The organism is Acinetobacter oleivorans DR1, assembly GCF_000196795.1.
Taxonomy (GTDB): domain Bacteria; phylum Pseudomonadota; class Gammaproteobacteria; order Pseudomonadales; family Moraxellaceae; genus Acinetobacter; species Acinetobacter oleivorans.
Genome location: NC_014259.1, coordinates 3,424,898 through 3,447,389 on the forward strand (window position 1 = coordinate 3,424,898; position 22,492 = coordinate 3,447,389).

At 41.2% G+C, this 22,492-nt stretch carries 20 protein-coding genes and 4 tRNA genes; 10 read left to right on the forward strand and 14 right to left on the reverse strand.

What is annotated here, in order from left to right; all coding sequences use genetic code 11:
- Nucleotides 1-69: 69 nt before the first annotated feature.
- From AOLE_RS16090 to tcuB, 6 genes are all read left to right on the forward strand, one after another.
- Entirely contained in the window at nucleotides 70-999 is a 930-nt protein-coding gene (locus AOLE_RS16090) for a LysR family transcriptional regulator (RefSeq protein ID WP_005302915.1), read from the forward strand.
- Between the two features lie 279 nt (nucleotides 1,000-1,278).
- On the forward strand, nucleotides 1,279-2,589 hold the full coding sequence (gene tcuC / locus AOLE_RS16095; RefSeq protein ID WP_009390595.1) for an MFS transporter: 1,311 nt from the start codon (nucleotides 1,279-1,281) through the stop codon (nucleotides 2,587-2,589).
- A gap of 89 nt (nucleotides 2,590-2,678) precedes the next feature.
- Nucleotides 2,679-3,473 (forward strand): substrate-binding domain-containing protein, encoded by a 795-nt coding sequence (locus tag AOLE_RS16100; RefSeq protein ID WP_013198872.1) that lies wholly within the window; start codon nucleotides 2,679-2,681, stop codon nucleotides 3,471-3,473.
- 131 nt (nucleotides 3,474-3,604) lie between these two features.
- Nucleotides 3,605-4,534 carry a LysR family transcriptional regulator gene (locus AOLE_RS16105; protein WP_013198873.1) on the forward strand — a complete coding sequence of 310 codons (930 nt, stop codon included), beginning with the start codon at nucleotides 3,605-3,607 and terminating at the stop codon, nucleotides 4,532-4,534.
- A 103-nt stretch (nucleotides 4,535-4,637) separates the two neighbouring features.
- Nucleotides 4,638-6,044: an FAD-dependent tricarballylate dehydrogenase TcuA gene (gene tcuA / locus AOLE_RS16110; protein ID WP_013198874.1), complete on the forward strand. Its 1,407-nt coding sequence runs from the start codon at nucleotides 4,638-4,640 to the stop codon at nucleotides 6,042-6,044.
- Nucleotides 6,034-7,167: a tricarballylate utilization 4Fe-4S protein TcuB gene (gene tcuB, locus AOLE_RS16115; protein WP_013198875.1), complete on the forward strand. Its 1,134-nt coding sequence runs from the start codon at nucleotides 6,034-6,036 to the stop codon at nucleotides 7,165-7,167. The genes tcuA and tcuB overlap by 11 nt, the downstream gene beginning before the upstream one ends.
- A 77-nt stretch (nucleotides 7,168-7,244) precedes the next feature.
- On the opposite strand, the gene AOLE_RS16120 is transcribed toward tcuB, so the two are convergent.
- On the reverse strand, nucleotides 7,245-7,778 hold the full coding sequence (locus AOLE_RS16120) for an HPP family protein (protein ID WP_013198876.1): 534 nt from the start codon (nucleotides 7,776-7,778) through the stop codon (nucleotides 7,245-7,247).
- A 96-nt stretch (nucleotides 7,779-7,874) separates the two neighbouring features.
- Between AOLE_RS16120 and AOLE_RS16125 the strand changes: the two genes are divergently transcribed.
- Nucleotides 7,875-8,423: a TetR/AcrR family transcriptional regulator gene (locus AOLE_RS16125; protein ID WP_013198877.1), complete on the forward strand. Its 549-nt coding sequence runs from the start codon at nucleotides 7,875-7,877 to the stop codon at nucleotides 8,421-8,423.
- A gap of 14 nt (nucleotides 8,424-8,437) precedes the next feature.
- Nucleotides 8,438-9,097 (forward strand): VOC family protein, encoded by a 660-nt coding sequence (locus AOLE_RS16130; protein ID WP_013198878.1) that lies wholly within the window; start codon nucleotides 8,438-8,440, stop codon nucleotides 9,095-9,097.
- An 87-nt stretch (nucleotides 9,098-9,184) separates the two neighbouring features.
- On the opposite strand, the gene AOLE_RS16135 is transcribed toward AOLE_RS16130, so the two are convergent.
- The 3 genes from AOLE_RS16135 to AOLE_RS16145 form a co-directional block, all read right to left on the reverse strand.
- Nucleotides 9,185-10,414, reverse strand: a complete 1,230-nt coding sequence (locus tag AOLE_RS16135; protein ID WP_013198879.1) for a CaiB/BaiF CoA transferase family protein — start codon at nucleotides 10,412-10,414, stop codon at nucleotides 9,185-9,187.
- Nucleotides 10,415-10,466: 52 nt separating this feature from the next.
- Nucleotides 10,467-11,789, reverse strand: coding sequence for an MFS transporter (locus AOLE_RS16140; RefSeq protein WP_013198880.1), 1,323 nt, complete (start codon nucleotides 11,787-11,789; stop codon nucleotides 10,467-10,469).
- A 227-nt stretch (nucleotides 11,790-12,016) separates the two neighbouring features.
- The gene (locus AOLE_RS16145) at nucleotides 12,017-13,237 is read right to left on the reverse strand and encodes an acyl-CoA dehydrogenase (RefSeq protein WP_023274314.1); all 1,221 of its coding nucleotides are present in this window, start codon (nucleotides 13,235-13,237) and stop codon (nucleotides 12,017-12,019) included.
- Nucleotides 13,238-13,483: 246 nt separating this feature from the next.
- Here AOLE_RS16145 and AOLE_RS16150 point away from each other — a divergent pair, with 246 nt between their 5' ends.
- On the forward strand, nucleotides 13,484-14,431 hold the full coding sequence (locus AOLE_RS16150; protein WP_013198882.1) for a LysR substrate-binding domain-containing protein: 948 nt from the start codon (nucleotides 13,484-13,486) through the stop codon (nucleotides 14,429-14,431).
- A 103-nt stretch (nucleotides 14,432-14,534) separates the two neighbouring features.
- Here the strand turns inward: AOLE_RS16150 and AOLE_RS16155 are convergent, their stop codons facing one another.
- Nucleotides 14,535-15,710 (reverse strand): zinc-binding dehydrogenase, encoded by a 1,176-nt coding sequence (locus AOLE_RS16155; RefSeq protein ID WP_013198883.1) that lies wholly within the window; start codon nucleotides 15,708-15,710, stop codon nucleotides 14,535-14,537.
- Nucleotides 15,711-16,111: 401 nt separating this feature from the next.
- Here AOLE_RS16155 and add point away from each other — a divergent pair, with 401 nt between their 5' ends.
- Nucleotides 16,112-17,107 (forward strand): adenosine deaminase, encoded by a 996-nt coding sequence (gene add / locus AOLE_RS16160; RefSeq protein WP_013198884.1) that lies wholly within the window; start codon nucleotides 16,112-16,114, stop codon nucleotides 17,105-17,107.
- Between the two features lie 315 nt (nucleotides 17,108-17,422).
- Here add and AOLE_RS16165 read toward each other — a convergent pair.
- The 9 genes from AOLE_RS16165 to AOLE_RS16205 all read right to left on the reverse strand — a co-directional run bounded on the left by AOLE_RS16165 (nucleotide 17,423) and on the right by AOLE_RS16205 (nucleotide 22,484).
- Nucleotides 17,423-17,499, reverse strand: a tRNA-Pro gene (locus AOLE_RS16165).
- Nucleotides 17,500-17,503: 4 nt separating this feature from the next.
- Nucleotides 17,504-17,579, reverse strand: a tRNA-His gene (locus AOLE_RS16170).
- Nucleotides 17,580-17,611: 32 nt separating this feature from the next.
- A tRNA-Arg gene (locus AOLE_RS16175) sits at nucleotides 17,612-17,688 on the reverse strand.
- Nucleotides 17,689-17,744: 56 nt separating this feature from the next.
- Nucleotides 17,745-17,821 (reverse strand) — tRNA-Pro (locus AOLE_RS16180).
- Between the two features lie 142 nt (nucleotides 17,822-17,963).
- Entirely contained in the window at nucleotides 17,964-19,028 is a 1,065-nt protein-coding gene (nadA, locus tag AOLE_RS16185; RefSeq protein WP_013198885.1) for a quinolinate synthase NadA, read from the reverse strand.
- Between the two features lie 144 nt (nucleotides 19,029-19,172).
- Nucleotides 19,173-20,393, reverse strand: coding sequence for a bifunctional glutamate N-acetyltransferase/amino-acid acetyltransferase ArgJ (gene argJ / locus AOLE_RS16190; RefSeq protein ID WP_013198886.1), 1,221 nt, complete (start codon nucleotides 20,391-20,393; stop codon nucleotides 19,173-19,175).
- Nucleotides 20,394-20,526: 133 nt separating this feature from the next.
- A complete protein-coding gene (locus AOLE_RS16195) occupies nucleotides 20,527-21,006 on the reverse strand; it encodes a methylated-DNA--[protein]-cysteine S-methyltransferase (protein WP_013198887.1) in 480 nt (159 codons plus the stop codon).
- 12 nt (nucleotides 21,007-21,018) lie between these two features.
- Nucleotides 21,019-21,339, reverse strand: coding sequence for a DMT family transporter (locus AOLE_RS16200; RefSeq protein WP_013198888.1), 321 nt, complete (start codon nucleotides 21,337-21,339; stop codon nucleotides 21,019-21,021).
- Between the two features lie 149 nt (nucleotides 21,340-21,488).
- Nucleotides 21,489-22,484: a cation transporter gene (locus AOLE_RS16205; RefSeq protein WP_013198889.1), complete on the reverse strand. Its 996-nt coding sequence runs from the start codon at nucleotides 22,482-22,484 to the stop codon at nucleotides 21,489-21,491.
- Between the last annotated feature and the right edge of the window lie 8 nt (nucleotides 22,485-22,492).

Sequence of the window (22,492 nt, forward strand, 5' to 3'; positions counted from 1 at the left end):
AAACGCATGATAGATTTTCCAATCCTTCATATTTCTATAAATCAAGGATGATGAGCGAATACATTTATTATGGAAATCAAGCAAATAAAATATTTTTTGACGGTGGTTGAAGCAGGCAGTATTGGTAAAGCTGCCCAAAAACTCGATGTCGGCGCTTCGGCCATTAGTCAGCAAATTAGTAAGCTAGAACAAGAGCTAAGCATTCGCTTATTACAGCGTAATGCTTTTGGCGTCACGCCTACACCCGCGGGTCTGGCCTTTTTAAAACACTCTCAACTTATTTTGCGTCAAGTTAACTTCGCAATAGACGCTGCACATTCAGCTCGGCTTTCAGGCCATGTCAGCCTTGGTTTTCCGCCCACCATTACCGCTTTAATTGGCATCCCTTTAATGAAACTTATGTCTGAACGCTATCCAGACATTCGTCTAGAAATTGTCGAGACGCTTTCAGGCAACCTGATTCAGTCGATTAATTCGCGTCAGCTTGATATTGCCATTATTTTTACCAATGAAATTGATAAACAGTGGTCGATACAACCTTTGGTACGTGAACAAATGTATTTAATGGCACGTAAAGAAGTGCTCGAAAAATACGGTCTTGCAGACTGTATCAAAAGCGGAATTATTCAGTCTCAGCAAATTGGTGATATTCCTTTAGTATTACCAAGGCAGCGTCATAGCTTAAGAAAATTGCTTGAGCATAAGATTGGGCAGCTTAATGTTGTCTATGAAATTGATGGTCTACACTTACTCATGGACAGCCTGATTCACCTTGACCTTGCAAGTGTTCGCCCCGGAAGTGCTTGTCTGCAAGAGTACAAACACAAGCTTCAACTACTTAAATTGATTGATCCTGAAGTTGAGCGAATCAATTACTTGGTGAGCCTTGCCGAAGAAGAATTATCACCTGCTGCACTGGCTGCAAAATCAGCAATTAAAGCCTGTGTAAAAGAGTTGATTCAAAACCAAATATGGCCGTGTTCTGAAATTATTTTATAAAGGGTCATTAATTTTATTAAATACCTAATTAATTTTGCCCTCTCACTCCCTCCTGCCGTTTGAGATTACATTTTCATCTGAATGATAAGTGAATTTCTGTTTATCGACTTATAGATGTGTAGTTTGAACTGGAAACAAGGCATCACATTTTCTACCAAGGATACCTTTAAATCTCATCTCTAACCCATTTCCTATTTAGGTTTATTGAATGAGTCAATTTTAAAGCCCTCAATTGAAGATCGTGAATGTTTCCATTTTGTCAGGCCAAGGAGGTCTCCAATGGATGTCGTGAATAACCGTAGGGCTACTTTTAAAAAAATATTAAATGTAACGAGTGGCAACTTTTTAGAACAGTACGATTTTTTTCTTTTTGGTTTCTATGCTACTTATATCGCAGCAAAATTTTTCCACTCTGAAAATGAATATGTCTCTTTAATGATGACATTTACCGTATTTGCTGCGGGTTTTCTTATGCGTCCTCTCGGCGCTATTTTCTTAGGCGCTTATGTCGACAGAGTTGGTCGACGTAAAGGTCTTATTGTGACTTTAAGCCTTATGGCAATCGGAACCATCTTAATTACCTTTGTACCGGGTTATGAAACCATTGGTATTATTGCGCCAATTTTGGTGGTGATTGGACGTCTATTACAAGGCTTCTCGGCAGGTGTTGAATCTGGTGGTGTATCGATTTATCTAGCTGAAATTGCAACAGATAAAAACCGTGGATTTATCACAAGCTGGCAATCTGGCAGCCAACAAATTGCGGTTGTATTTGCAGCATTACTTGGCTACTGGCTCAACACCATTTTAACTACTGCTCAAGTGGGTGAATGGGGCTGGCGCATTCCGTTCTTAATTGGTTGTTTGATTATTCCTTTAATCTTCTTGTTCCGCCGTACGTTAGAAGAAACTGAAGACTTTAAAGCGCAAAAAACTCATCCATCGACCAAAGAAATTTTCAGCACGCTTGCGAGCAACTGGCGCATCGTACTTGCGGGCATGATGATGAGTGCCATGACCACAACCACGTTCTATTTCATTACGGTTTACACCACTGTGTATGCAAAACGTACTCTAGAAATGTCGGTAACAGATAGCCTTTTAGCAACCGTATTTGTGGGTTTATCCAATTTCTTCTGGTTACCAATGGGTGGCTTACTTTCAGACAAAATTGGTCGTCGTCCAGTTTTAGTCGGCATTACAACCCTTGCCATCTTTACAACTTATCCAGTTTTAAGCTGGTTAGTGAGTGACATTAGCTTTACCAATCTAATTATTACGCTTGCTTACTTCTCGTTCTTCTTTGGTATGTACAACGGCACCATGGTCGCAACGCTTGCCGAAGTAATGCCAAAACGTGTACGTACCGTTGGCTTCTCTTTAGCGTTCAGCCTTGCAGCCGCTATTTTTGGTGGTATGACTCCAATGGCTTGTACGTACCTTGTCGAAAACACAGGCAATGCAAGCACACCAGCATTCTGGCTGATGTTAGCAGCTGTATGTAGCTTAATCTCAAGCTTGTATTTATGCCGTGGTTCTAAGCAGAAGAATGCAGACCCAATTGCTGAACCTGCGAAGGTTAGCGCTTAAAACAATAACTACTTAACCTGAAATTTTAATGAACAGTACGGCGGATGTTGCAGCCGTACTGTGCTCTCCTATCATTAAAGCGAGATACTATGAAAAAGTCCCCTATCTTCATGACCATTTGCTTAGCTGGTGCAGGTTTAGGCTCAACGCTTGCTAACGCAGATACACTCGAAGTGATTAGCTCAGGCGGTTTCTATTCATCTATGGAAAAACTCATTCCAATATTTGAAAAGCAAACTGGTCACACGGTTCACCTTTCGTCTGGTTCATCAATGGGTGCATCACCAACTGCAATTCCAAATCGACTCGATCGTGGTGAACATTTTGATGTGGTGGTATTGGCTGCTCCTGAACTGAACAAGCTTGCAGAGAAAGGTTATGTAGACCCAAGTTCACAAAGTGCTTTAGTCAATTCAAGCATTGGCATGGCTGTGCCTAAAGGTGCACCAAAACCAGATATTACCTCTGCGGCAAAATTCGAAAAAGTTTTATTAAATGCTAAGCACATAGGCTATTCAGCAAGTGCGAGCGGCACGCATCTTGAAAAAGATGTTTTCCCAAGCTTCCCACCTGTCGAGTACAAAGTGATTTCTGGTAAAGCAGAAAAAGTGGTCGGTGACCGCGTTGCAAAACGTATTGCTGAAGGTCAGTTTGATATTGGTTTCCAGCAAATTAGTGAAATCAAACCTTTTACAGGCCAATATGGTCAAGTTGATTTAGTCGGTCCAATTCCTGCGCCTTACCAGAAAGTCACTGTATTTGCAGCAGGCATTGGTAAAAACTCTGAACATGAAAAAGTCGCAAAAGAACTCATCAAATTTGTGAAGTCACCACAAGCAACACAAATTATTGAAGAACAGGGTCTTGAGCAGGTTAAACAATAAAAGCTCTAAAAGGCAACATCTTGAGGTGATGTTGCCTTTACTCTGTTGGTGGTTTACTCAGCGTAATAGAACAAAATGTATAGCGATAAACCAGTGTAGAATAACCAATAAAGGACAATGTAGTATTTGCCGTGGAACTCAAACAACTCAAGTATTTTATTGCGGTGATCGAGTCAGGAAGCTTGGGTAAAGCTGCAAAAAATCTCGATATTGGAACTTCTGCATTAAGTCAGCAAATCTCAAAATTAGAAAGCGAGCTTTCTATTCGCCTTTTACAACGTACTGCTTTGGGTACAGTTCCCACCCCTGCGGGTTTAGCTTTTTTTCAACAGGTTCAACTGGCGCTTAGACACTTAGACCATGCTGTAGACTCTGCACATTCTTCACGTTTAAGTGGTCACGTCACTGTCGGTTTTTCGCCAAGTGTCGCGTCGGTTATTGGCACACACTTTTTAAAACTCATGAGAAACCGCTACCCCGACATTAAAGTCCGTCTAATTGAAGGTTTATCGGGTGACCTCAAGGCATTAGTTAATGCAAGGCAGCTCGATGTTGCCATCATCTTTAGTGACGACGTCGACCCACAGTGGGCCATCCAGCCTTTAGTCAAAGAGCAAATGTTTTTAATCTCGCCTAAAGAAGTGCTGAGTCAGTACCATATTGAAAGCTGCATAGACACTCAAACCATTACTCATTCACAGCTTAAAGAACTTCCGCTGATTTTACCGAGCCAACGACATGGGCTGCGCTTGTTGCTCGAACAGAAAATTCATCAGCTTAAAGTGGCCTATGAAATTGATGGGCTGCATTTGTTAATGGAAAGCATTAGCCAACTCGAAATGGCAACCATTCAACCTGCGGGTGCATCGTTAAACTCGCGGCAGGACTTATGTTTACTGCGCATTGTAGAACCTGCTATTGAGCGTATTAACTATTTAATTAGTCTGTCTGAAGAAGAACTCTCGCCTGCTACTTTAGCCACCAAAGTAGTGATTCGTGCTTGTGTGACCAACTTGATTAATGAAAAACGCTGGCCAGGTGCGGAGCTCATAAACACTTAAGCCATTAGTGTTTATTTTTACTAAACACCCATTCAAACCCAGCCTCTCACTCCACCTTCTCTTTTAAAGCTACATTAGCCCTAGCTGAGAAAGGGAGAAATCCATGCATGATGTGATTGTAATTGGTGGTGGGAATGCCGCACTGTGTGCCGCGCTCACGGCAAAAGAAAGTGGCGCGTCTGTGCTAGTAATAGAAGCAGCACCTAAAGAATGGCGTGGTGGTAACTCACAACACACTCGTAACCTTCGCTGCATGCATGATGCTCCTCAAGATGTATTAGTCGATGCTTACCCAGAAGAAGAATATTGGCAAGACCTACTTAAAGTCACTGCTGGAAAAACCAATGAACACTTAGCTCGTCTGGTCATTCGTAGTACAGCAACCTGCCGCGACTGGATGCGTAAACATGGTGTGAATTTTCAGCCGCCGCTATCGGGTGCTTTGCATGTTGCACGTACCAATGCCTTTTTTATGGGTGGCGGTAAAGCCCTCATTAATGCGTATTACCGAAGTGCCCAAGAACTTGGTATTGAGATTTTATACAACACAAAAATTAAAGATCTAAAGTTAAACCAAGGACATTTTGAAGCCGCAATTGCTGAAGATGGTCGTGTGTTTAAAGCAAAAAGCTGTGTATTGGCCGCAGGTGGTTTTGAGTCAAATCTGGAATGGTTAAGAGAAGCATGGGGACAAAATGAAAACGGTGAATGGCCTGCCGATAATTTCATTATTCGCGGAACCCGCTTTAATCAAGGCAACTTGCTCAAATTTATGATAGATCAAGGCGCCGATATTATTGGTGACCCATCACAATCGCACTGTGTGGCCGTAGATGCACGCGCACCGTTATATGACGGCGGCATCTGCACCCGTATTGACTGCGTTTCACTGGGAATTGTGGTTAATAACAAAGCCGAACGTTTTTACGATGAAGGCGAAGACTTCTGGCCAAAACGTTATGCGATTTGGGGCCGTCTTGTTGCCAAACAGCCTCAGCAAATCGCCTATTCGATTATCGACTCAAAAGCGATTGGTCGCTTTATGCCACCTGTGTTTGCAGGGGTAAAAGCAAATAGCATTCAAGAATTGGCCGAAAAAATCGGGCTAGATGCAAAAACCTTCTGTCACACGGTAGAAGAATTTAATCAAGCCTGTGTACAAGGCACCTTTAACCATACGGTTTTAGATGATTGCACTACCCAAAATATTGTTCCCAACAAGACCCACTGGGCCGTTCCTCTCGATCGCCCACCCTTCTATGCCTATGCGCTTAAACCTGGCATTACCTTTACCTATTTAGGCTTAAAAGTCGAAGACGATGCTGCGGTGCGTTTTAACGATAAAGCAAGCCGCAACCTGTTTGTCGCAGGTGAAATGATGGCAGGTAACGTACTCGGTCAGGGTTATACCGCAGGGGTCGGCATGTCGATTGGCACAACGTTTGGACGCATTGCCGGAAAAAATGCAGCCCACTACGCACTTTCACAAGGAGTTGAACATGAATGCTAGTACTAAAGCCCTGATTCCAGTTGTTCAGCTCTCTGACCATGAGCAGGAAGTTCAAAGAGCGCTACAGATTTGTAATGCTTGTCGTTACTGTGAGTCATTTTGTGCTGTATTTGCGGCGATGACCAAGCGTCTTGAGTTTAATCAAGCCGATATTCATTACCTCGCAAACCTGTGCCATAACTGTGGTGCTTGTTTACACGCTTGCCAATATGCCCCGCCGCATGAGTTTGGTGTAAACATTCCAAAAGCGATGGCACAAGTACGTTTGGAAACTTACCAAGAGTTTGCGACCCCTCAGCCTTTAGGCCGACTTTATAAGTCTGTCGGGATTCCATTCGTTTCGGCGTTATCAGTTATTTTCTTTTTATGCATGTTAGCTGTGGTGTGGTACAAAGGCACCGACCTGTTTGCAGGCTACCAAGGTAATTTTTATGCAATTTTCCCGCATAACTTTTTAGCGCTACTGTTTGGAGCGACCTTTACAGTTGCGATTGTTCTGCTCGGCATTGGGATTAGTAAATTTTGGAGACAGACGTCTAAAGTTATTCATGGCAAAGTTGAGAAACCAGATCTAGTTCAAGCTACCCAAAATGTATTAACACTTAAATATTTAGACGGTGGACATGGCAAGGGCTGTAATGAGCAAGATGACCGTTACACACAAATCCGCCGCGTGTTCCATCACCTGACGTTTTATGGCTTTATGCTTTGCTTTGCAGCCACAGGCGTAGCGACTTTATATCACTATTTCCTTAACCTGCATGCACCTTACCCTATCTTTAGCTTGCCTGTTATTTTAGGTACGTTGGGTGGGTTTGGCTTAGTGATTGGGCCATCTGGTTTGCTCTATTTAAACCTTAAACGCCATCCATTACATGGTGACCGCGAGCAAAAACCTGTAGATCGAGGCTTTATTTTCCTTTTAATTTTAGTCAGTGCTTCAGGCTTAGCTCTTATGGCATTTCGCAATACACCTTACATGGCACTTTTACTGATTTTCCATTTAGCTACGGTCATGACATTCTTTATTACCATGCCATTTGGTAAGTTCGCACATGGTTTTTACCGCAGCGCTTCTTTACTCAAATTTGCCATCGAAGAACGTATTTCCAAGAAATCATAATTTCATTCAAAAGTATTCACTATCTTGGCGTAGTGAATACTTTCATTATTTTAAGCTCAAAATACTTCATACCTTGCCTACTTTTTACTATTTAAAATTCCCAAGCCATACATCGGCCACTTGGTACTCGCTTTAATGTTATTAATCAGCATCGCTACCAAAACTAAAGACACTGCGCCCACCAAAACAGGGAAAATTAAAAAGCTCCACTGGTAATGTATGCTGCTTGCGGTGAGCAAAATAACCAAAGGATTAGCTCCAGCAGGTGGATGAACGCATTTAAAAATCTGCATGAGTGCAATTGCGCAGCCCACTGATAACGCAATTGTAAAAATAGAAACACCGACAAATTTTAGAAAAAATAAACCCACAAAAGCCGAAATAAGATGTCCAAATATAATATTTCTCGGCTGTGCCAAAGGTGACTGTGACACGGTATAGAGCAATACACAGGTCGCACCAAACGGCGCCATGATAAAGATATTGTGTGTGAGCTTACTCAACCACAGAAGTATAAAAATACTGAGCGTCCCCCCAATAAGGCTTCTTAAAACATCAACTTTATTGGGCGATGGAGCCAGTTTTTCTTTGCCATAAAAAATCGAGAACATGGTTTTTTCCTCAAACAGACATTGCTTTTTAAAAAGCATATAGATAAAATTTCAAATAGTACAGATCTGTACTATTTTATTTTTTGGAAAAGTTTTATGTCAAAATCTGCCTTAAAAATATTAGATACAGCCGAAAAGTTATTTAACGAAAATAGTTTTGTCGGGGTGGGTGTCGATCTGATTCGCGATGAATCTGGCTGCTCAAAAACCACGATGTACACGTACTATAAAAATAAAAATCAACTGGTTAAGTCTGTGCTCGTTGCACGTGATGAACGGTTTAAGCAAAGCCTTTTGGGTTATGTTGGAGATGCAACAGGGTTGGAAGCCATCAATAAAATTCTGGATTGGCACACCAATTGGTTTAGACAAGATTTTTTTAAAGGCTGTTTATTTGTAAGAGCAGTCGCTGAATCTAACCAAGATGATCAAGACATTATTTCTATTTCTAAAGCCCATAAACAATGGATTAAAGTACTGATTGCGCAAAACTGCAATGTACCGAATGGTGAAGCTTTATCTGAGCTGATCTATACGGTGATTGAAGGCTTAATTAGCCGCTTTTTAGTCGATGGTTTCGATGAAACACTTGCGACAAACATGAAAAATTCTATTAATCAATTATTTAATATTCATCAACATTAGTATGAGAACTTAAAATGGAAGTGGACCATATTTTTATTTGTGTACAATCAGGCGCTCCCGAAGCTGAAACTTTAAAAAAATTCGGTCTAACAGAAGGTTCATCCAATAAGCACCCGGGTCAAGGTACAGAAAACAGACGCTTTTTCTTTAAAAATAGCTTTATCGAATTAATCTTTTTAAATAACCCCGAAGAAGCCTCAAGTGATCTCACCAAACCGACTCTGCTTTTTGAGCGACTAAGTACTCAAAATAATATCGCGTCCCCTTTTGGTATTTGTTTTCGTCCTAAAAATAAAGATGATAACGGTGCAAAATTTCCTAATTGGGTTTACAAGCCAAGCTATTTGCCAACTAGCTTAGAAGTAAATGTTGCCAAAGATTCTGTTGTATCAGAGCCGATGTGGTTCTTCCTTTCATTTGCTTCACGACCAGACCTTGCTGCGAAAGAAAAACAACAACCACTTGTTCATAGCAAAGATTTATCAGAAATAACTTCTATCAAAGTTTCTATTCCAAACCTCGAACAGCACCCTACTTCGTTACTGTTCAACATGCTCGATCATTTTGAAGTGACTGATGGATCAGAGCATTTAATGGAAATTAGTTTTGATCATGAACCTCAAGGAATGATTCATGATTTTAGACCAGAGCTACCGCTTATTTTTAAATATTAAGACTCTTATTTTCTAATAAAAAAAACTGTGATTTATTTCAAATCACAGTTTTCATTAAAATTGAATAACATTAAAAGCGGCAATAGCTTAAGCAATTTTCCCATCAATAATGCCTTTTTCTTTTAACGTAGCCAGCTCTTCTGCTGTTTTAAATCTCGATAAGATTTGAGCAGTATGTTCACCTAACTCTGGCGGTGCATGATGGTATTCAACCGGAGTATCAGACAACTTTATTGGTGAACCAATGGTTTGGAAGTTTTCATTTAAACGATGAGGAATATTCACCACCAAGTTGCGATGTACAATTTGTGGTTCAACCAAGGCATCTTCAATAGAGTTGATAACACCTACGGGTACTTTAAGTGCATGAATCATATCAACCCACTCTTTGGCAGTTTTCTGCAAAAAGTGCTCCGACAATAAAGGAATCAGTTCATCTCGATATTTTACGCGGTCTTGGTTGCGCATAAACTTTTCATTTTCGAGTAGCTCTGGATAACCAATCGCAATACATAAATCTTTAAATTGTTTGTCGTTACCACAAGCAATAATAAATTCTTTATCTTTGGCCTTAAAAGTTTGATACGGCACAATACTTGGGTGTTGATTACCCATGCGCTGTGGTGCCTTACCAGAAGCTAAATAGTTCATTCCCTGATTTGCCAGTGCCGCGACCTGCACATCAAGGAGTGACATATCAATATATTGTCCACGTCCTGTGTGTGACCGTGCAATCAAAGCTGCCTGAATCGCGATGGTTGAATACAATCCCGTTTGAATATCTACAACAGCCACACCAACCTTTTGCGCACCGCCGCCTGCCACATCATCAGGCTCACCAGTAATGCTCATTAAGCCGGACATACCCTGAATAATAAAATCATAGCCGGGTTCTTCTGCACGTGGGCCATCTTGCCCAAAACCAGTAATCGAGCAATACACAATATTTGGGTTTAGCTCACTTAATGAAGCGTAGTCCAAGCCATATTTAGCTAAAGACCCTGTCTTATAATTTTCAATTACCACGTCGGCAGTCTTGGCAATTTCATAAATTAAAGCCTGACCTTCGGGTGTAGTTATGTCTACCGCAACCGAATATTTATTACGGTTAGTACACTGAAAGTAGCCAGATTCACGGGTCATGTTTCCATCTTGATCGGGCATCCATGGTGGCCCCCACATGCGGGTGTCATCACCGACCCGAGGGCGTTCAATTTTAATGACTTCCGCGCCAAGGTCTGCCAAGATCTGTCCGCACCAAGGCCCTGCAAGCACACGACTTAAATCTAAAACCCGAATTCCTTGTAATGCACCCATATCGATACCCTTATCTTTTTAGAAGGTACTCAACGTACCTTCCTGTCATTGTTTATGATTGTTTTTGCGGATCGTACTGACGATCTTTAATAAATAATCCCGGCAATACACCCGCCACAAAATACGCAGCGCCCATCACAATAAAGGCCATGGTAAACGTACCGCCCGATGCCAAGAAACCAATCGTGGCTGGTGCAATCGCAGCCCCAACACGACCAATGTTATAGGCACCACCAATGGCTGTTCCGCGCACATCAGTTGAAAAACTTTCAGCCATATAAGTCGCGTTCACACCGTATGGAATGCCATATAAAAAGCCAAAAGTGATTAATAAATACAAAATATTGTCAGGGGTATTAAAGAAAATAATGATTGGCAAGAACACGGCGCTGGCAATTGTTCCAAACACAAAAACAGCACGGCGGTTAAATTTGTCAGCAAGATAACCCGCTAAAATTTTGCCTAAAATCATTGCGGTATATGAACCCACCATATAACTGGTTAAGTTTTTAAAGTTCATATGCACTTCTGTTTCTAAATAACTTGGCATCCAGTTGTTAATGCCGTAATAACCAAACTGTAAGAAGAATGCTGTCGTCATCCACAACAAAAACATCTTGCGGTGCTTAAAATTATTAAAAATTTGCTTATAGATACTGCCACTTTTCGGCTTTTCAGCCACCACTCTTTCTTTAGGTTGTCTGTTGCCTTGTAAGCTTTCAATTTTGGTGAGCTGCCAAGATTTTGGCTCTGGTACAAATCGTTGTAGGAAAATATTTACAAAAGCAGGCACCACGGTTAGGAAGAATAAAACGCGCCAGCCATGATCTGGAATAATTGCGCCAGCTAATAGGGTCGCTGCAATATAACCTACGGTCTGACCCGTCTGTAACGTACCCAATACCGTTGTACGGTACGTGGTTGGTACATATTCAGCCATTAAGGTATTACAAGCCATATAGAGTGCTCCAATACCCAAAGCACCAATAAAACGTAAGGCCATAAATTGCTCGAAGCTTTGCGTAAAGCCCAATAAGCAAGTCGCTACAGAAAAGAAAGTCACCGAGTTGGCAATAGTTCTTACGCGACCAAACTTGTCACATGCCCAGCCACCCAAAATACCGCCAATACCCATACCTGCCAAAGAAGCACTACCTAATGCGCCTGCCTGAAAGGTACTTAAACCAAACTCTGCCTTTAAGCTGGTCAAGCTATAAGACAGCAGCATAATATCAATGCCATCGACTACCATCGCAAAATAGGCAAATAACAACGCCCATTTCCATGTATTTGGTCCAATCTTTTCATATGTTCCAAGGTTACTTGGAAATGTATTTCTTAATTCTTTCGATATTACTTGAACGTCATTGTTCATCTTTAGTTCCTCATTTTCCCAAATGAGTCATCGGTAGCCTACTTATGTTTTCTGTATGACTTAATCTTCTATATTTTCATCATCTTATATTTAGTTTTAAGTACATAGAGGCGTATCTTTACATGAGTATCCTTACGATGAATCTTGTCATTATCCATAAATTTTTGCGTAAAAATCCCTAAAGGCGTTCTCGAAAGAACACCTTTATCTTTTAAAAAATTAATGAGTTAGTTACTAAATGCCGCGATACCTGTTTGTGCACGACCTAAAATCAAAGCATGAACGTCATGTGTACCTTCATAGGTATTTACGACTTCAAGATTGACTAAATGACGTGCTACGCCAAACTCGTCACTAATACCGTTTCCACCCATCATGTCACGCGCCATGCGGGCAATATCAAGTGCTTTCCCACAGTTATTACGCTTAATGAGAGACGTGCCTTCGACTGCAGCAATACCTTCATCTTTCATACGGCCAAAACGTAAAGCCACTTGCAAACCCAAAGCAATTTCAGTTTGCATATCTGCCAGTTTCTTTTGGATTAATTGATTTGCAGCCAACGGACGACCAAATTGTTTACGGTCCATGGTGTATTGATGTGCAGTATGCCAGCAGAACTCGGCAGCACCCATTGCGCCCCATGCAATGCCATAACGAGCACTGTTTAGACAGGTAAATGGGCCTTTTAAGCCTCGAATTTCAGGGAACGCATTCTCTTCGGGTACAAAAACGTTGTCCATTACAATTTCACCTGTAATCGAGGCACGTAAACCCACCTTGCCATGAATTGCAGGTGCAGATAGACCTTCCCAGCCCTTTTCTAAAATGAAGCCGCGAATATCACCCACATTACCTTCAGCAGAAACTTCTTTTGCCCAAACCACAAATACATCTGCAATTGGGCTATTGGTAATCCACATTTTTGCGCCACTTAAACGGTAACCACCGTCAACTTTTTTAGCACGTGTAATCATACTACCTGGGTCTGAACCATGGTCAGGTTCAGTCAAACCAAAACAGCCAATGTATTCGCCAGTAGCTAGTTTAGGTAAGTACTTCTGCTTTTGCTCTTCGGTACCAAATTCATGAATTGGAACCATCACCAATGAGCTTTGCACGCTCGCCATAGAGCGGTAGCCCGAGTCGACATATTCAATTTCACGTGCAACCAAACCATAACTCACATAGTTCAAACCCGCACCGCCATATTGCTCAGGGATGGTTGGGCCCAGTAAACCGAGCTCTCCCATTTCACGAAAAATAGATGGATCTGTTGTTTCATGACGGAATTGTTCAAGTACACGGGGTTGCAAGCGTTCTTGGCAATAGGCATGAGCCGCATCACGAATCATGCGCTCATCTTCGGTAAGCTGTTGTTCAATTAAAAATGGGTCTTGCCAGTTAAATTGAACTTTTGCTTTTTTTGTTGTCACCATGTGATTCATCGCATCCTCTGCTTGATTTGATCTTCTTTATTTAACTCGATGTTATGCGTGAAAAATGCAGTAATCAAACGATAAATGTTCATGCAGATATGCGACTTACGCATATTTAAAATAAGACATATTAAATTTAGATATTTAATTGGTTGTATTTCATTAAAAATGGCTTATTTTTATACTAAACTCGGATATCTGCATTTAGATCATATGCTGTTTTGAAATATGACCACAAATAAAAGGATTTTATTTATGCGAAGAAGCATCCCGTCCATTCAGGGCCTGATTTGCTTTGAAAGTGCAGCAAAACATCTAAGTTATACCTATGCTGCGCAAGAGTTATGCATTACCCAAAGTGCAGTCTCGCGCCAAATTCAGCAGTTAGAAGATTTCTTGGGTGTTGAACTCTTTATACGTACTCGGCATGGTGTTGAACTCACCATTGCAGGTCAGCAGTATTTTAAAAGTATTAAGCCTTATTTATTGGGTTTAGAGAAATGTACAGCCGATGTGATTTCTCATAAAGGTTTAGGTGGAACATTAAAATTAGGTGTCGTTCCTACCTTTGCAACGCGTTGGCTGTTACCCAAGCTCCATCTTTTAAATCAAAAACACCCTGAAATTACGGTTCACTTAGAGACCAGCACCAAACCTTTTTTATTTAATGATAATATTTTTGACGCTGCGATTTTTGCAGGTACTCAGCAGCAAATTGACCACTGGCCCGGCATACAAGCGCATTATTTAATGGATGAAGAAATTGTACCTGTGTGCTCACCAAGACTAATCGAAAAGTATTTTCCAGATGCGGTGATGATTAATGAAAATATCTATGATCTAAGCTCTGAAGATTTGCTGAAAATTCCCCTGCTACAACAAACCACCCGACCTAGCATTTGGCAAGAATGGTTTCTGACCCATCACATCCAGCATCCGAAGCCCTTTGATGGACAACGCCATGAGTTATTTTCAATGCTTGCCGTTGCTGCCAGTCATGACATGGGAATGGCTTTAATTCCACAAATGTTGATTGAGTCTGAACTACAAAAAAAAGAACTGGTGATTGTTTCCAATAAAAAATTAAAAGGCAGCCGAAAGTACTACCTCATTCACTCAAGCCAAGATGTATCACCAACCATTCAGAAATTTGTTGAGTGGATTTACCAAGAACTAGAACAACTAAAAAGCAATACAAATTAGCTCAGCAGCTCTGATTTATGCTCAATATTGCAATCTATGCACATAAAAAAAGATTGTGATTGATGAGATCACAACCTTTTAGTTAAGTATAAATGTCTTTGAATTAATGACTCATTAATTGAATATCTGAACCGCTACGTTTAGGGTCAATCAAGATTTTGGCATGCTGTTCAGGATCACGTAATGCTTCAAATGCACTCGTAACACCTTCTAAGCCAACAACACCCGTAATGAGCGGTGAACAATTCACTTCCCCTTCTGCAATCATATGTAGCGCATCTCTAAACTCAAGTGGTGTATAGCCCAACACAAACTGAATTTCTAACTCTTTATTAATCGCAAGTGCGGGTTCGATTTTGTCACTTTGCATGCACACGCCCACCCCGACAATTCGGGAAAATAAAGGTGCACCTTCAATAATTTGTTGTAAAACACCCGGCACACCCACACACTCAAAAATAACAGGACGTTTTGGTAGAGCGCCCAATTTATCAATCATGCGCCATCCATGCCACCATGGTAAGCGTGTCGCTTGCAACTTATCAAACAGCCCCATGCCCATATTAATCGCGTCAGAAACATTGCCAAGCAAACCAAACTCTTTCCAGTTGGCAAATGGCGATGTCTCTTTAGGATCTACCACAATATCGGCACCGCATTGCTCGGCAAGCTTACGGCGGTTTGGTGAAAAGTCGCTGGCAACCACGGTTTTAACCCCAGCTGCTTTAAGCATTAATATGACACCTAGCCCAACAGGACCACAACCAATCACAATTGCAGGTTCACCAGTTTTCACACGGCTACGGCGAACAGCATGCAATGCAACCGCCATAGGTTCAGTCATGGCAGCACTATCGGCATCTAGACCGTTGGGTACTTCAAACATCAAGCTCGATTGAGCCAATACTTGCTCAGCATAACCGCCCGAAGCATTTGGAGAAAGCCCTGTCGACAAATACCCATGCTGATCTACATTTAAAAGCGGCATTGCGCAAACGAGTGTATCGGCTTTAAATTTGTGACGTGTTTTTGGGCCATAATCCAAAACTTTGCCACAAAATTCATGTCCTAGTACAAACGGATCTGTAGACTTGGCTAAACCATGAAACCCGACACGTGCAGCCAAATCATGCATGTGATCACAGTGGTGCTGCATATGTAAATCAGAGCCACAGATCCCACATCGCACCACTTCTAATAACACCTGTCCTTTAGCAGGCGTTAATTTCGGTTGGTCCACCACTTGTAGTTTTGCTTGATGACAAAGTACCGACTTCATTTGAGCGCTTCCTATTTCTTCTTTTTCATTTACTTGCTAGAAATAGATTTCTACAGATAAATTAATCGCTTTATCAGTTTGGTCTTTAGCAAGCCTTTATTCATCTTTACAACTAAAAAGCAAAATACCAATGACCATTCTTCAGCCAATCCACTATTGAAGAGTCAACAAAAACAGGCTCAGCGAAATTAAAAACAATAAAAATCTTGGTGCTTGTATCTTACACAGACTGCGTTATCTTCTTAGGCCAGAACAATGTCATCAAAATTAAAACTAATACAAATATAGTAAGTTCAAAAAACTCAACTCAACACTTTTCACAAAAACATAGCAAATCCAAACTTTTATCAGCAGCTCTAAACAGGCATGATGAATTAAGGCGAACAGATAAGAAGAAATCTATGATTACAAAAACGCTTCCGCTTACAGATATACACCGTCATCTTGATGGCAACATCCGCATTCAAACCATTTTAGAATTGGGCCAACAATACAATTTGGATTTACCTGCCTACGACATTGAATCTTTACGCCCACACGTACAAGTTATGGATAACCAACCTGACTTATTAAGTTTTTTATCTAAGCTCGATTGGGGCGTAAAAGTATTAGCAAGCCTAGATGCCTGCAAACGCATTGCTTTTGAAAACATGCAGGATGCTGCCCAACAAGGCCTAGATTATGTAGAGCTGCGTTTTTCACCGGGTTATATGGGCATGACCCATCAACTCCCACTTGAAGGCGTTGTTGAAGCAGTTATTGCGGGTGTAAAAGAAGGTAGTCAAGCTTACGGGGTAAAAGCGAATTTAATCGGCATTATGAGCCGTACTTTTGGTCAGGAAGCTTGCGAAAAAGAATTAAATGCCCTACTTGCCCATAAAAATGATATTAAAGCGTTGGATCTTGCTGGAGATGAGCTTGGTTTTCCGGGCAATTTATTTATTGATCACTTTAAAAAAGCGCGTGATGCAGGTTGGCACATTACGGTACACGCAGGTGAAGCTGCCGGCCCAGAAAGTATTTGGCAAGCCATTGAAGAATTAGGTGCCGAACGAATTGGACATGGTGTTAAAGCAGTTCAAGATTTAAAACTTTTAGATTATTTAGCTAAACATGAGATTGGTATTGAATCTTGCCTCACTTCAAACATTCAAACCAACACAGTACCGTCTTTAGCAGAACACCCATTAAAGACTTTTTTAGAACATGGTGTACTTGCCACCATTAATACAGATGACCCAGCAGTAGAAGGTATTGAGATACAACATGAATATTTAACTGCTGCCCCATTAGCAGGTTTAAGCCCTGAGCAAATTTATACAGCTCAAGAAAATGGACTTAAAATCGCATTTTTATCAGATCAAGAAAAAGATGAGTTAAGACAGAAATATCAATAACAGAGAACAGAGAACAGAGAACAGAGAACAGAGAACAGAGAACAGAGAACAGAGAACAGAGAACAGAGAACAGAGAACAGAGAACAGAGAACAGAGAACAGAGAACAGAGAACAGAGAACAGAGAACAGAGAACAGAGAACAGAGAACAGAGAACAGAGAACAGAGAACAGAGCTTATATAAACACGTTCAAATATTGGAGTGCGATTGAATTAAAATTTCAAAGTAGAAAACAAAAAAATTCCTTCCATCGTTAAGACAAGAAGAAATTCTTTTTAATCTTTGGGATATTTTAAAGCTTTAACGCTTTTAAATATGGTCGGAGCAGTAGGATTCGAACCTACGACCCCCTGGTCCCAAACCAGGTGCACTACCAGGCTGTGCTATGCTCCGAAATTGGGGTGAATGACGGGATTCGAACCCGCGACAACTGGAATCACAATCCAGGGCTCTACCAACTGAGCTACATCCACCATCAAATAGTTCTATGTACCAAGCTACCGAGTGGCGCGCCTGACAGGATTCGAACCTGTGACCATCCGCTTAGAAGGCGGATGCTCTATCCAACTGAGCTACAGGCGCTTAACCGATGATGCTTATCATGCGATACTTCGCCGATCTTAAAATATTATTTTAAGTGGTCGGAGCAGTAGGATTCGAACCTACGACCCCCTGGTCCCAAACCAGGTGCACTACCAGGCTGTGCTATGCTCCGATCTATCTCAGCTTTTGCTGTATCGCACATCGTGCGGTACGGTGTGCATTCTAGGCGCGACGCCCTCAGACGTCAACACCTATTGTCAAAAAAAGTTAAAAATCCTTATCAAATGTATATTTAACAAGCATTTTGAGTTTTTTTAACGCTTTAACGATGCACTAAAGGCTAACATTCGATCTAAAGGCATTTTGGCACGTTCAGCAAGTGCTGGTTCGACGTGTATTTCCTGATCACCTTTTTGTAAAACTTCTAAAATCCCATCGAGTTCATTCATTGCCATCCACGGACAGTGAGCACATGAACGACAAGTTGCACCCTCACCTGCTGTTGGTGCTTCAACTAAAATCTTATTGGGTACCGCTTGCTGCATTTTGTAGAAAATACCGCGGTCAGTTGCCACAATGAGTCTTTCATTTGGCAAAGTCTGCGCAGCTTTAATCAGTTGAGAGGTACTACCTACCGCATCGGCAATGTCTACAACTGATTCAGGCGATTCTGGATGTACCAATACAGCCGCATCTGGGTACAGTGCTTTCATGTTGGCAATGCCACGTGCACGGAATTCTTCATGCACAATACATGCGCCATCCCAAAGCAACATATCTGCACCAGTTTTCTTTTGAATATAGCGACCTAAGTGCTGATCTGGTGCCCAAATAATTTTTTCGCCCAAGCTATCTAGGTGTTCAATAATTTCTACAGCACAGCTTGAAGTCACCACCCAATCTGCACGTGCTTTAACAGCAGCCGATGTGTTGGCATAAACAACTACGGTGTGGTCAGGGTGCTGATCACAAAATGCTGTGAACTCATCGACAGGACAGCCCAAGTCGAGTGAACAGGTTGCCTCAAGTGTCGGCATTAAAATTGTTTTTTCAGGAGACAGAATTTTTGCTGTTTCTCCCATAAATTTGACACCAGCCACAACGAGTGTTGAGGCAGCATGATCTCGTCCGAAACGGGCCATTTCTAAAGAGTCAGAAACGCATCCACCTGTTTTTTCGGCAAGCTCCTGTACTTCAGGGTCGCAATAGTAATGAGCAACAAGGACAGCATCACGTTTTTTGAGCTCTGCTTCGATCTGTGCAAACTTTTGTTGTTTTGCTTCTTCACTTAAGCGATTGTCTTTTGGCTCACCTAAACGGTCTAAATGCGCTTGTACAATGTTTTTTGCATCGTTGGCAATTAAAGTCGCATCACTCATAAAACGTCTTCTCTATCCTTCATGCTGGCATACCTGCTCGCATATAACGTTACTGCTTAAATGATTTACGGATTGAATCATTTAATATCAAAAGTTGGGGCTAATAAAAAAGCCTCTTTGTCGAGGCTTGATTATAACTGATATTTAAGAACGGTAATCAGCATTAATTTTGACATAGTCGTAAGATAAGTCACAGGTATATACCGTGTCTTTGGCCTGACCACGTCCTAAATCAACACGAATGGTAATTTCGGTTTGAGCCATAACACGCGCGCCTGCTTCTTCGGTATAGTCTTCAGCTGCGCCGCCATCTTTACAGATTTGTACGTCGTCTAACCACACTTGAATTTTAGACACGTCTAAGTCTTTGACTCCTGCATAGCCAATTGCAGCTAAAATACGTCCCCAGTTCGGGTCCGATGCAAAAAGCGCAGTTTTGACAAGTGGTGAATGCGCAATGCTATAAGCAATGTCACAACACTCCTGAATGTTACCGCCACCCTCTACAGCCACAGTAATAAACTTCGTCGCGCCTTCACCATCACGAACAATTAACTGTGCTAAACGATTCATTACACGCGCAAGTACTTCTAACACTTTAGTGTAGCGTGCATCACTGTCCGATGTAATTTCAGCGCCACCAGCCTGACCTGTTGCTACAAAAATACAAGAGTCATTTGTTGAGGTATCGCCATCAATCGTAATACGGTTAAATGAATGCTCAACTGTCGTTTTTAGTAGCTTTTGTACTAAATCGCGGCTAATAGGTGCATCTGTTGCCACAAAGCTCAACATGGTTGCCATGTTCGGGCGAATCATTCCGGCGCCTTTACTAATACCTGTCATGGTATAAGTAATGCCATCTAGCTCAAATTGTTCAGATGCACCTTTAGGTACTGTGTCTGTGGTCATAATGCCAGATGCAGCATCATTCCAAGCTGCTTCTTGTACGCTATTTAATGCAGGTTGAAGACCAGCAAGTAAACGTTCCATCGGAAGTTGCTCACCAATCACCCCCGTAGAAAACGGAAGAACTTCAAAACTGTTTACCCCAGCAATCTCCGCCAATTTTGCACAAGTATCCTGAGCATTTTTCAAACCTGTAGGTCCAGTTCCTGCATTGGCATTACCTGTATTAATCACTAAATAACGAGGATTACCTTCGGCAAGATGAGCTTTAGAGACATGAACAGGTGCTGCACAAAATGCATTTTGAGTAAATACACCAGCAACATTTGAACCTTCTGCAAACTCAAAAATGACTAAATCTCGTCGGTTTTGGTAACGTACATATGCTTCTGTTGAGCCAATTTTTACACCTTTTACCACATGCATTTGTGGCATTGTTACGTCACCGACAGCCATTTTTAGAACATCCAAAGTTTGTTGAATAAGATCAATATTTCAAAAAAAGCGATGCCATGAAGCACTTTCTTCATGAAATATCATAGTGGACAGCTTAGTAGAAAAGTCTAAAAAAATCGAGCGCAAAAACGGCTCATTGTTGCTCTAGTTTTAATAAAATATCTTTCTTATCAAGCCCACCAGCAAAACCAACTAAAGCACCGCCCGCACCAATGACTCGGTGACAAGGTGCAATAATTGAAATCGGGTTTTTGCCATTTGCAGCGCCCACTGCTCGCACCGCTTTTTCATTGCCAATCTGAACAGCAATATCTTTATAACTTCTTGTTTCACCATAAGGGATGGTCAGTAAAGCAGACCAGACCTGCTTTTGAAATACGGTTCCTTCGAAATCGAGTGGCAATATAAACTCACGGCGTTTACCTTCAAAATATTCTTTTAATTGTTGTTCGGTCTTTAGTAAAACTGGATGCTCAAGTTGTTCGACTAGCTCGGCCAGTCGAACACGTTTTGGATTTTCATTGTCCCAGAGTATTGCCACCAAAGCATTTTCATTCGCAACCAGCTTTAATTGCCCAACAGGCGAATTGATATACTTATAAGACAGCAACATAGTTTTGTTCTCTTAGGACGGCGATGAAATTTTCATTAAAACCAAACCTGACACAATCAATACAGCGGCAATCATTCGCATAGCGCCAACAGGCTCATGAAGAAAGAAAATACCGACTAGAAATGACCCGATTGCGCCAATTCCTGTCCAAACCGTATAGGCAGTACCAAGGGGTAACGTTTTCATTGACATTGAAAGCAGAATTACACTCAAAATCATAAAAACTACGGTAATAACACTAGGGGTTAAACGTGTAAAACCTTCGGACATTTTCATAGAATATGCCCAAATGATTTCAAATACACCTGCTAAAATTAAAATAGCCCAAGCCATAACATTCACTAATTTTTATAGTGTCAGGTCGTCCCGACATGATTACCCAATATGGGGGAGGTCGTTCCTCCTTTATGAGAGGACTCAGTTTACTTTAAAATAAAAAATGAAGGCAAACCTTATCTAAAGCTTGCCTGTCTTAGAAAATACTATTCGTTTTTTAACTGTAAAATTTTTCGTGCGCCATTTAAAACAAACAAGACAATAATTAATCCAATCATTAAATCAGGATAAGGAGAACCTGTAATGGCAACCAATATTCCTGCGACAATGACACCCAAGTTTACGATGACATCATTTGCAGAAAAGATATAACTCGCCTTCATATGTGCCCCACTCTCTTTATGGTCTCTCATTAAATAAAGGCAACTAATATTGGCTGCAAGAGCCAATCCACCAATTAAAATCATGAGAATTGAAACAGGTTCACTGCCGTAAATAAAACGACGCAACACATCAATTAACACAATCATGGCTAAGCCAAACTGAAACCATCCTGAAAGATGCGCAGCCTTTAATTGTGCATTTAGATTTTTACCTACCACAAATAAAGCAATGCCATAAATTGCAGCATCAGCAAACATATCAAGCGAATCAGCGATTAATCCTGTCGATGAAGCAATGATGCCTGCCATAAACTCAATGACAAACATGATGCCATTAATGAGTAACAGCCATTGTAAAACTTGCTTTTGTGAGGCATTGGTTGAAGAGCTAGCTCGAACCTTTTTAGGTTTTTCAACAGGTTCATAATGTGGCTGCGTTTGTTGTAATTCTGCTCCTAGTCCTAAACGTTGCAGGCTTTGGGTGATCTTTTCAGCTTGAACACTGTGATAAATCGCCAAATGCCGTGCTGGTAAATCAAAATGAAGCTCTTGAATATCGTCAGCGTAAGAGGCCAAAGCCATCCTCACCATTTGCTCTTCAGCTACACAATCCATGTGAGGAATATGATAATAACTCACCCATTGGCTCTTTCTAGGCATAGCTTCACTAGGTGTAGAATACTCCTGAGACGGCATGCTTGAGCACCCGCAGCTAGAGCTGGTTTTATTTAAATGTATTTGATTCTCTTGTTTTTCTAAAGCCATCTGTGCACCATAACTGACACAAAAAACAATGCCATCAGTATAAACCAATGGCATGTCATTAA

Bases quoted from the DNA above. Each gene is read 5' to 3' on its own strand.
- AOLE_RS16130 (WP_013198878.1), top strand. From the start codon at position 8,438: ATGGAAGTGGACCATATTTTTATTTGTGTACAATCAGGCGCTCCCGAA.
- AOLE_RS16140 (WP_013198880.1), bottom strand. From the start codon at position 11,789: ATGAACAATGACGTTCAAGTAATATCGAAAGAATTAAGAAATACATTT.
- add (WP_013198884.1), top strand. From the start codon at position 16,112: ATGATTACAAAAACGCTTCCGCTTACAGATATACACCGTCATCTTGAT.
- tcuB (WP_013198875.1), top strand. From the start codon at position 6,034: ATGAATGCTAGTACTAAAGCCCTGATTCCAGTTGTTCAGCTCTCTGAC.
- AOLE_RS16125 (WP_013198877.1), top strand. From the start codon at position 7,875: ATGTCAAAATCTGCCTTAAAAATATTAGATACAGCCGAAAAGTTATTT.
- AOLE_RS16120 (WP_013198876.1), bottom strand. From the start codon at position 7,778: ATGTTCTCGATTTTTTATGGCAAAGAAAAACTGGCTCCATCGCCCAAT.
- argJ (WP_013198886.1), bottom strand. From the start codon at position 20,393: ATGGCTGTCGGTGACGTAACAATGCCACAAATGCATGTGGTAAAAGGT.
- AOLE_RS16135 (WP_013198879.1), bottom strand. From the start codon at position 10,414: ATGGGTGCATTACAAGGAATTCGGGTTTTAGATTTAAGTCGTGTGCTT.
- nadA (WP_013198885.1), bottom strand. From the start codon at position 19,028: ATGAGTGATGCGACTTTAATTGCCAACGATGCAAAAAACATTGTACAA.
- AOLE_RS16100 (WP_013198872.1), top strand. From the start codon at position 2,679: ATGAAAAAGTCCCCTATCTTCATGACCATTTGCTTAGCTGGTGCAGGT.
- tcuC (WP_009390595.1), top strand. From the start codon at position 1,279: ATGGATGTCGTGAATAACCGTAGGGCTACTTTTAAAAAAATATTAAAT.
- AOLE_RS16090 (WP_005302915.1), top strand. From the start codon at position 70: ATGGAAATCAAGCAAATAAAATATTTTTTGACGGTGGTTGAAGCAGGC.
- AOLE_RS16195 (WP_013198887.1), bottom strand. From the start codon at position 21,006: ATGTTGCTGTCTTATAAGTATATCAATTCGCCTGTTGGGCAATTAAAG.
- AOLE_RS16200 (WP_013198888.1), bottom strand. From the start codon at position 21,339: ATGGCTTGGGCTATTTTAATTTTAGCAGGTGTATTTGAAATCATTTGG.
- AOLE_RS16145 (WP_023274314.1), bottom strand. From the start codon at position 13,237: ATGAATCACATGGTGACAACAAAAAAAGCAAAAGTTCAATTTAACTGG.
- tcuA (WP_013198874.1), top strand. From the start codon at position 4,638: ATGCATGATGTGATTGTAATTGGTGGTGGGAATGCCGCACTGTGTGCC.
- AOLE_RS16205 (WP_013198889.1), bottom strand. From the start codon at position 22,484: ATGCCATTGGTTTATACTGATGGCATTGTTTTTTGTGTCAGTTATGGT.
- AOLE_RS16150 (WP_013198882.1), top strand. From the start codon at position 13,484: ATGCGAAGAAGCATCCCGTCCATTCAGGGCCTGATTTGCTTTGAAAGT.
- AOLE_RS16155 (WP_013198883.1), bottom strand. From the start codon at position 15,710: ATGAAGTCGGTACTTTGTCATCAAGCAAAACTACAAGTGGTGGACCAA.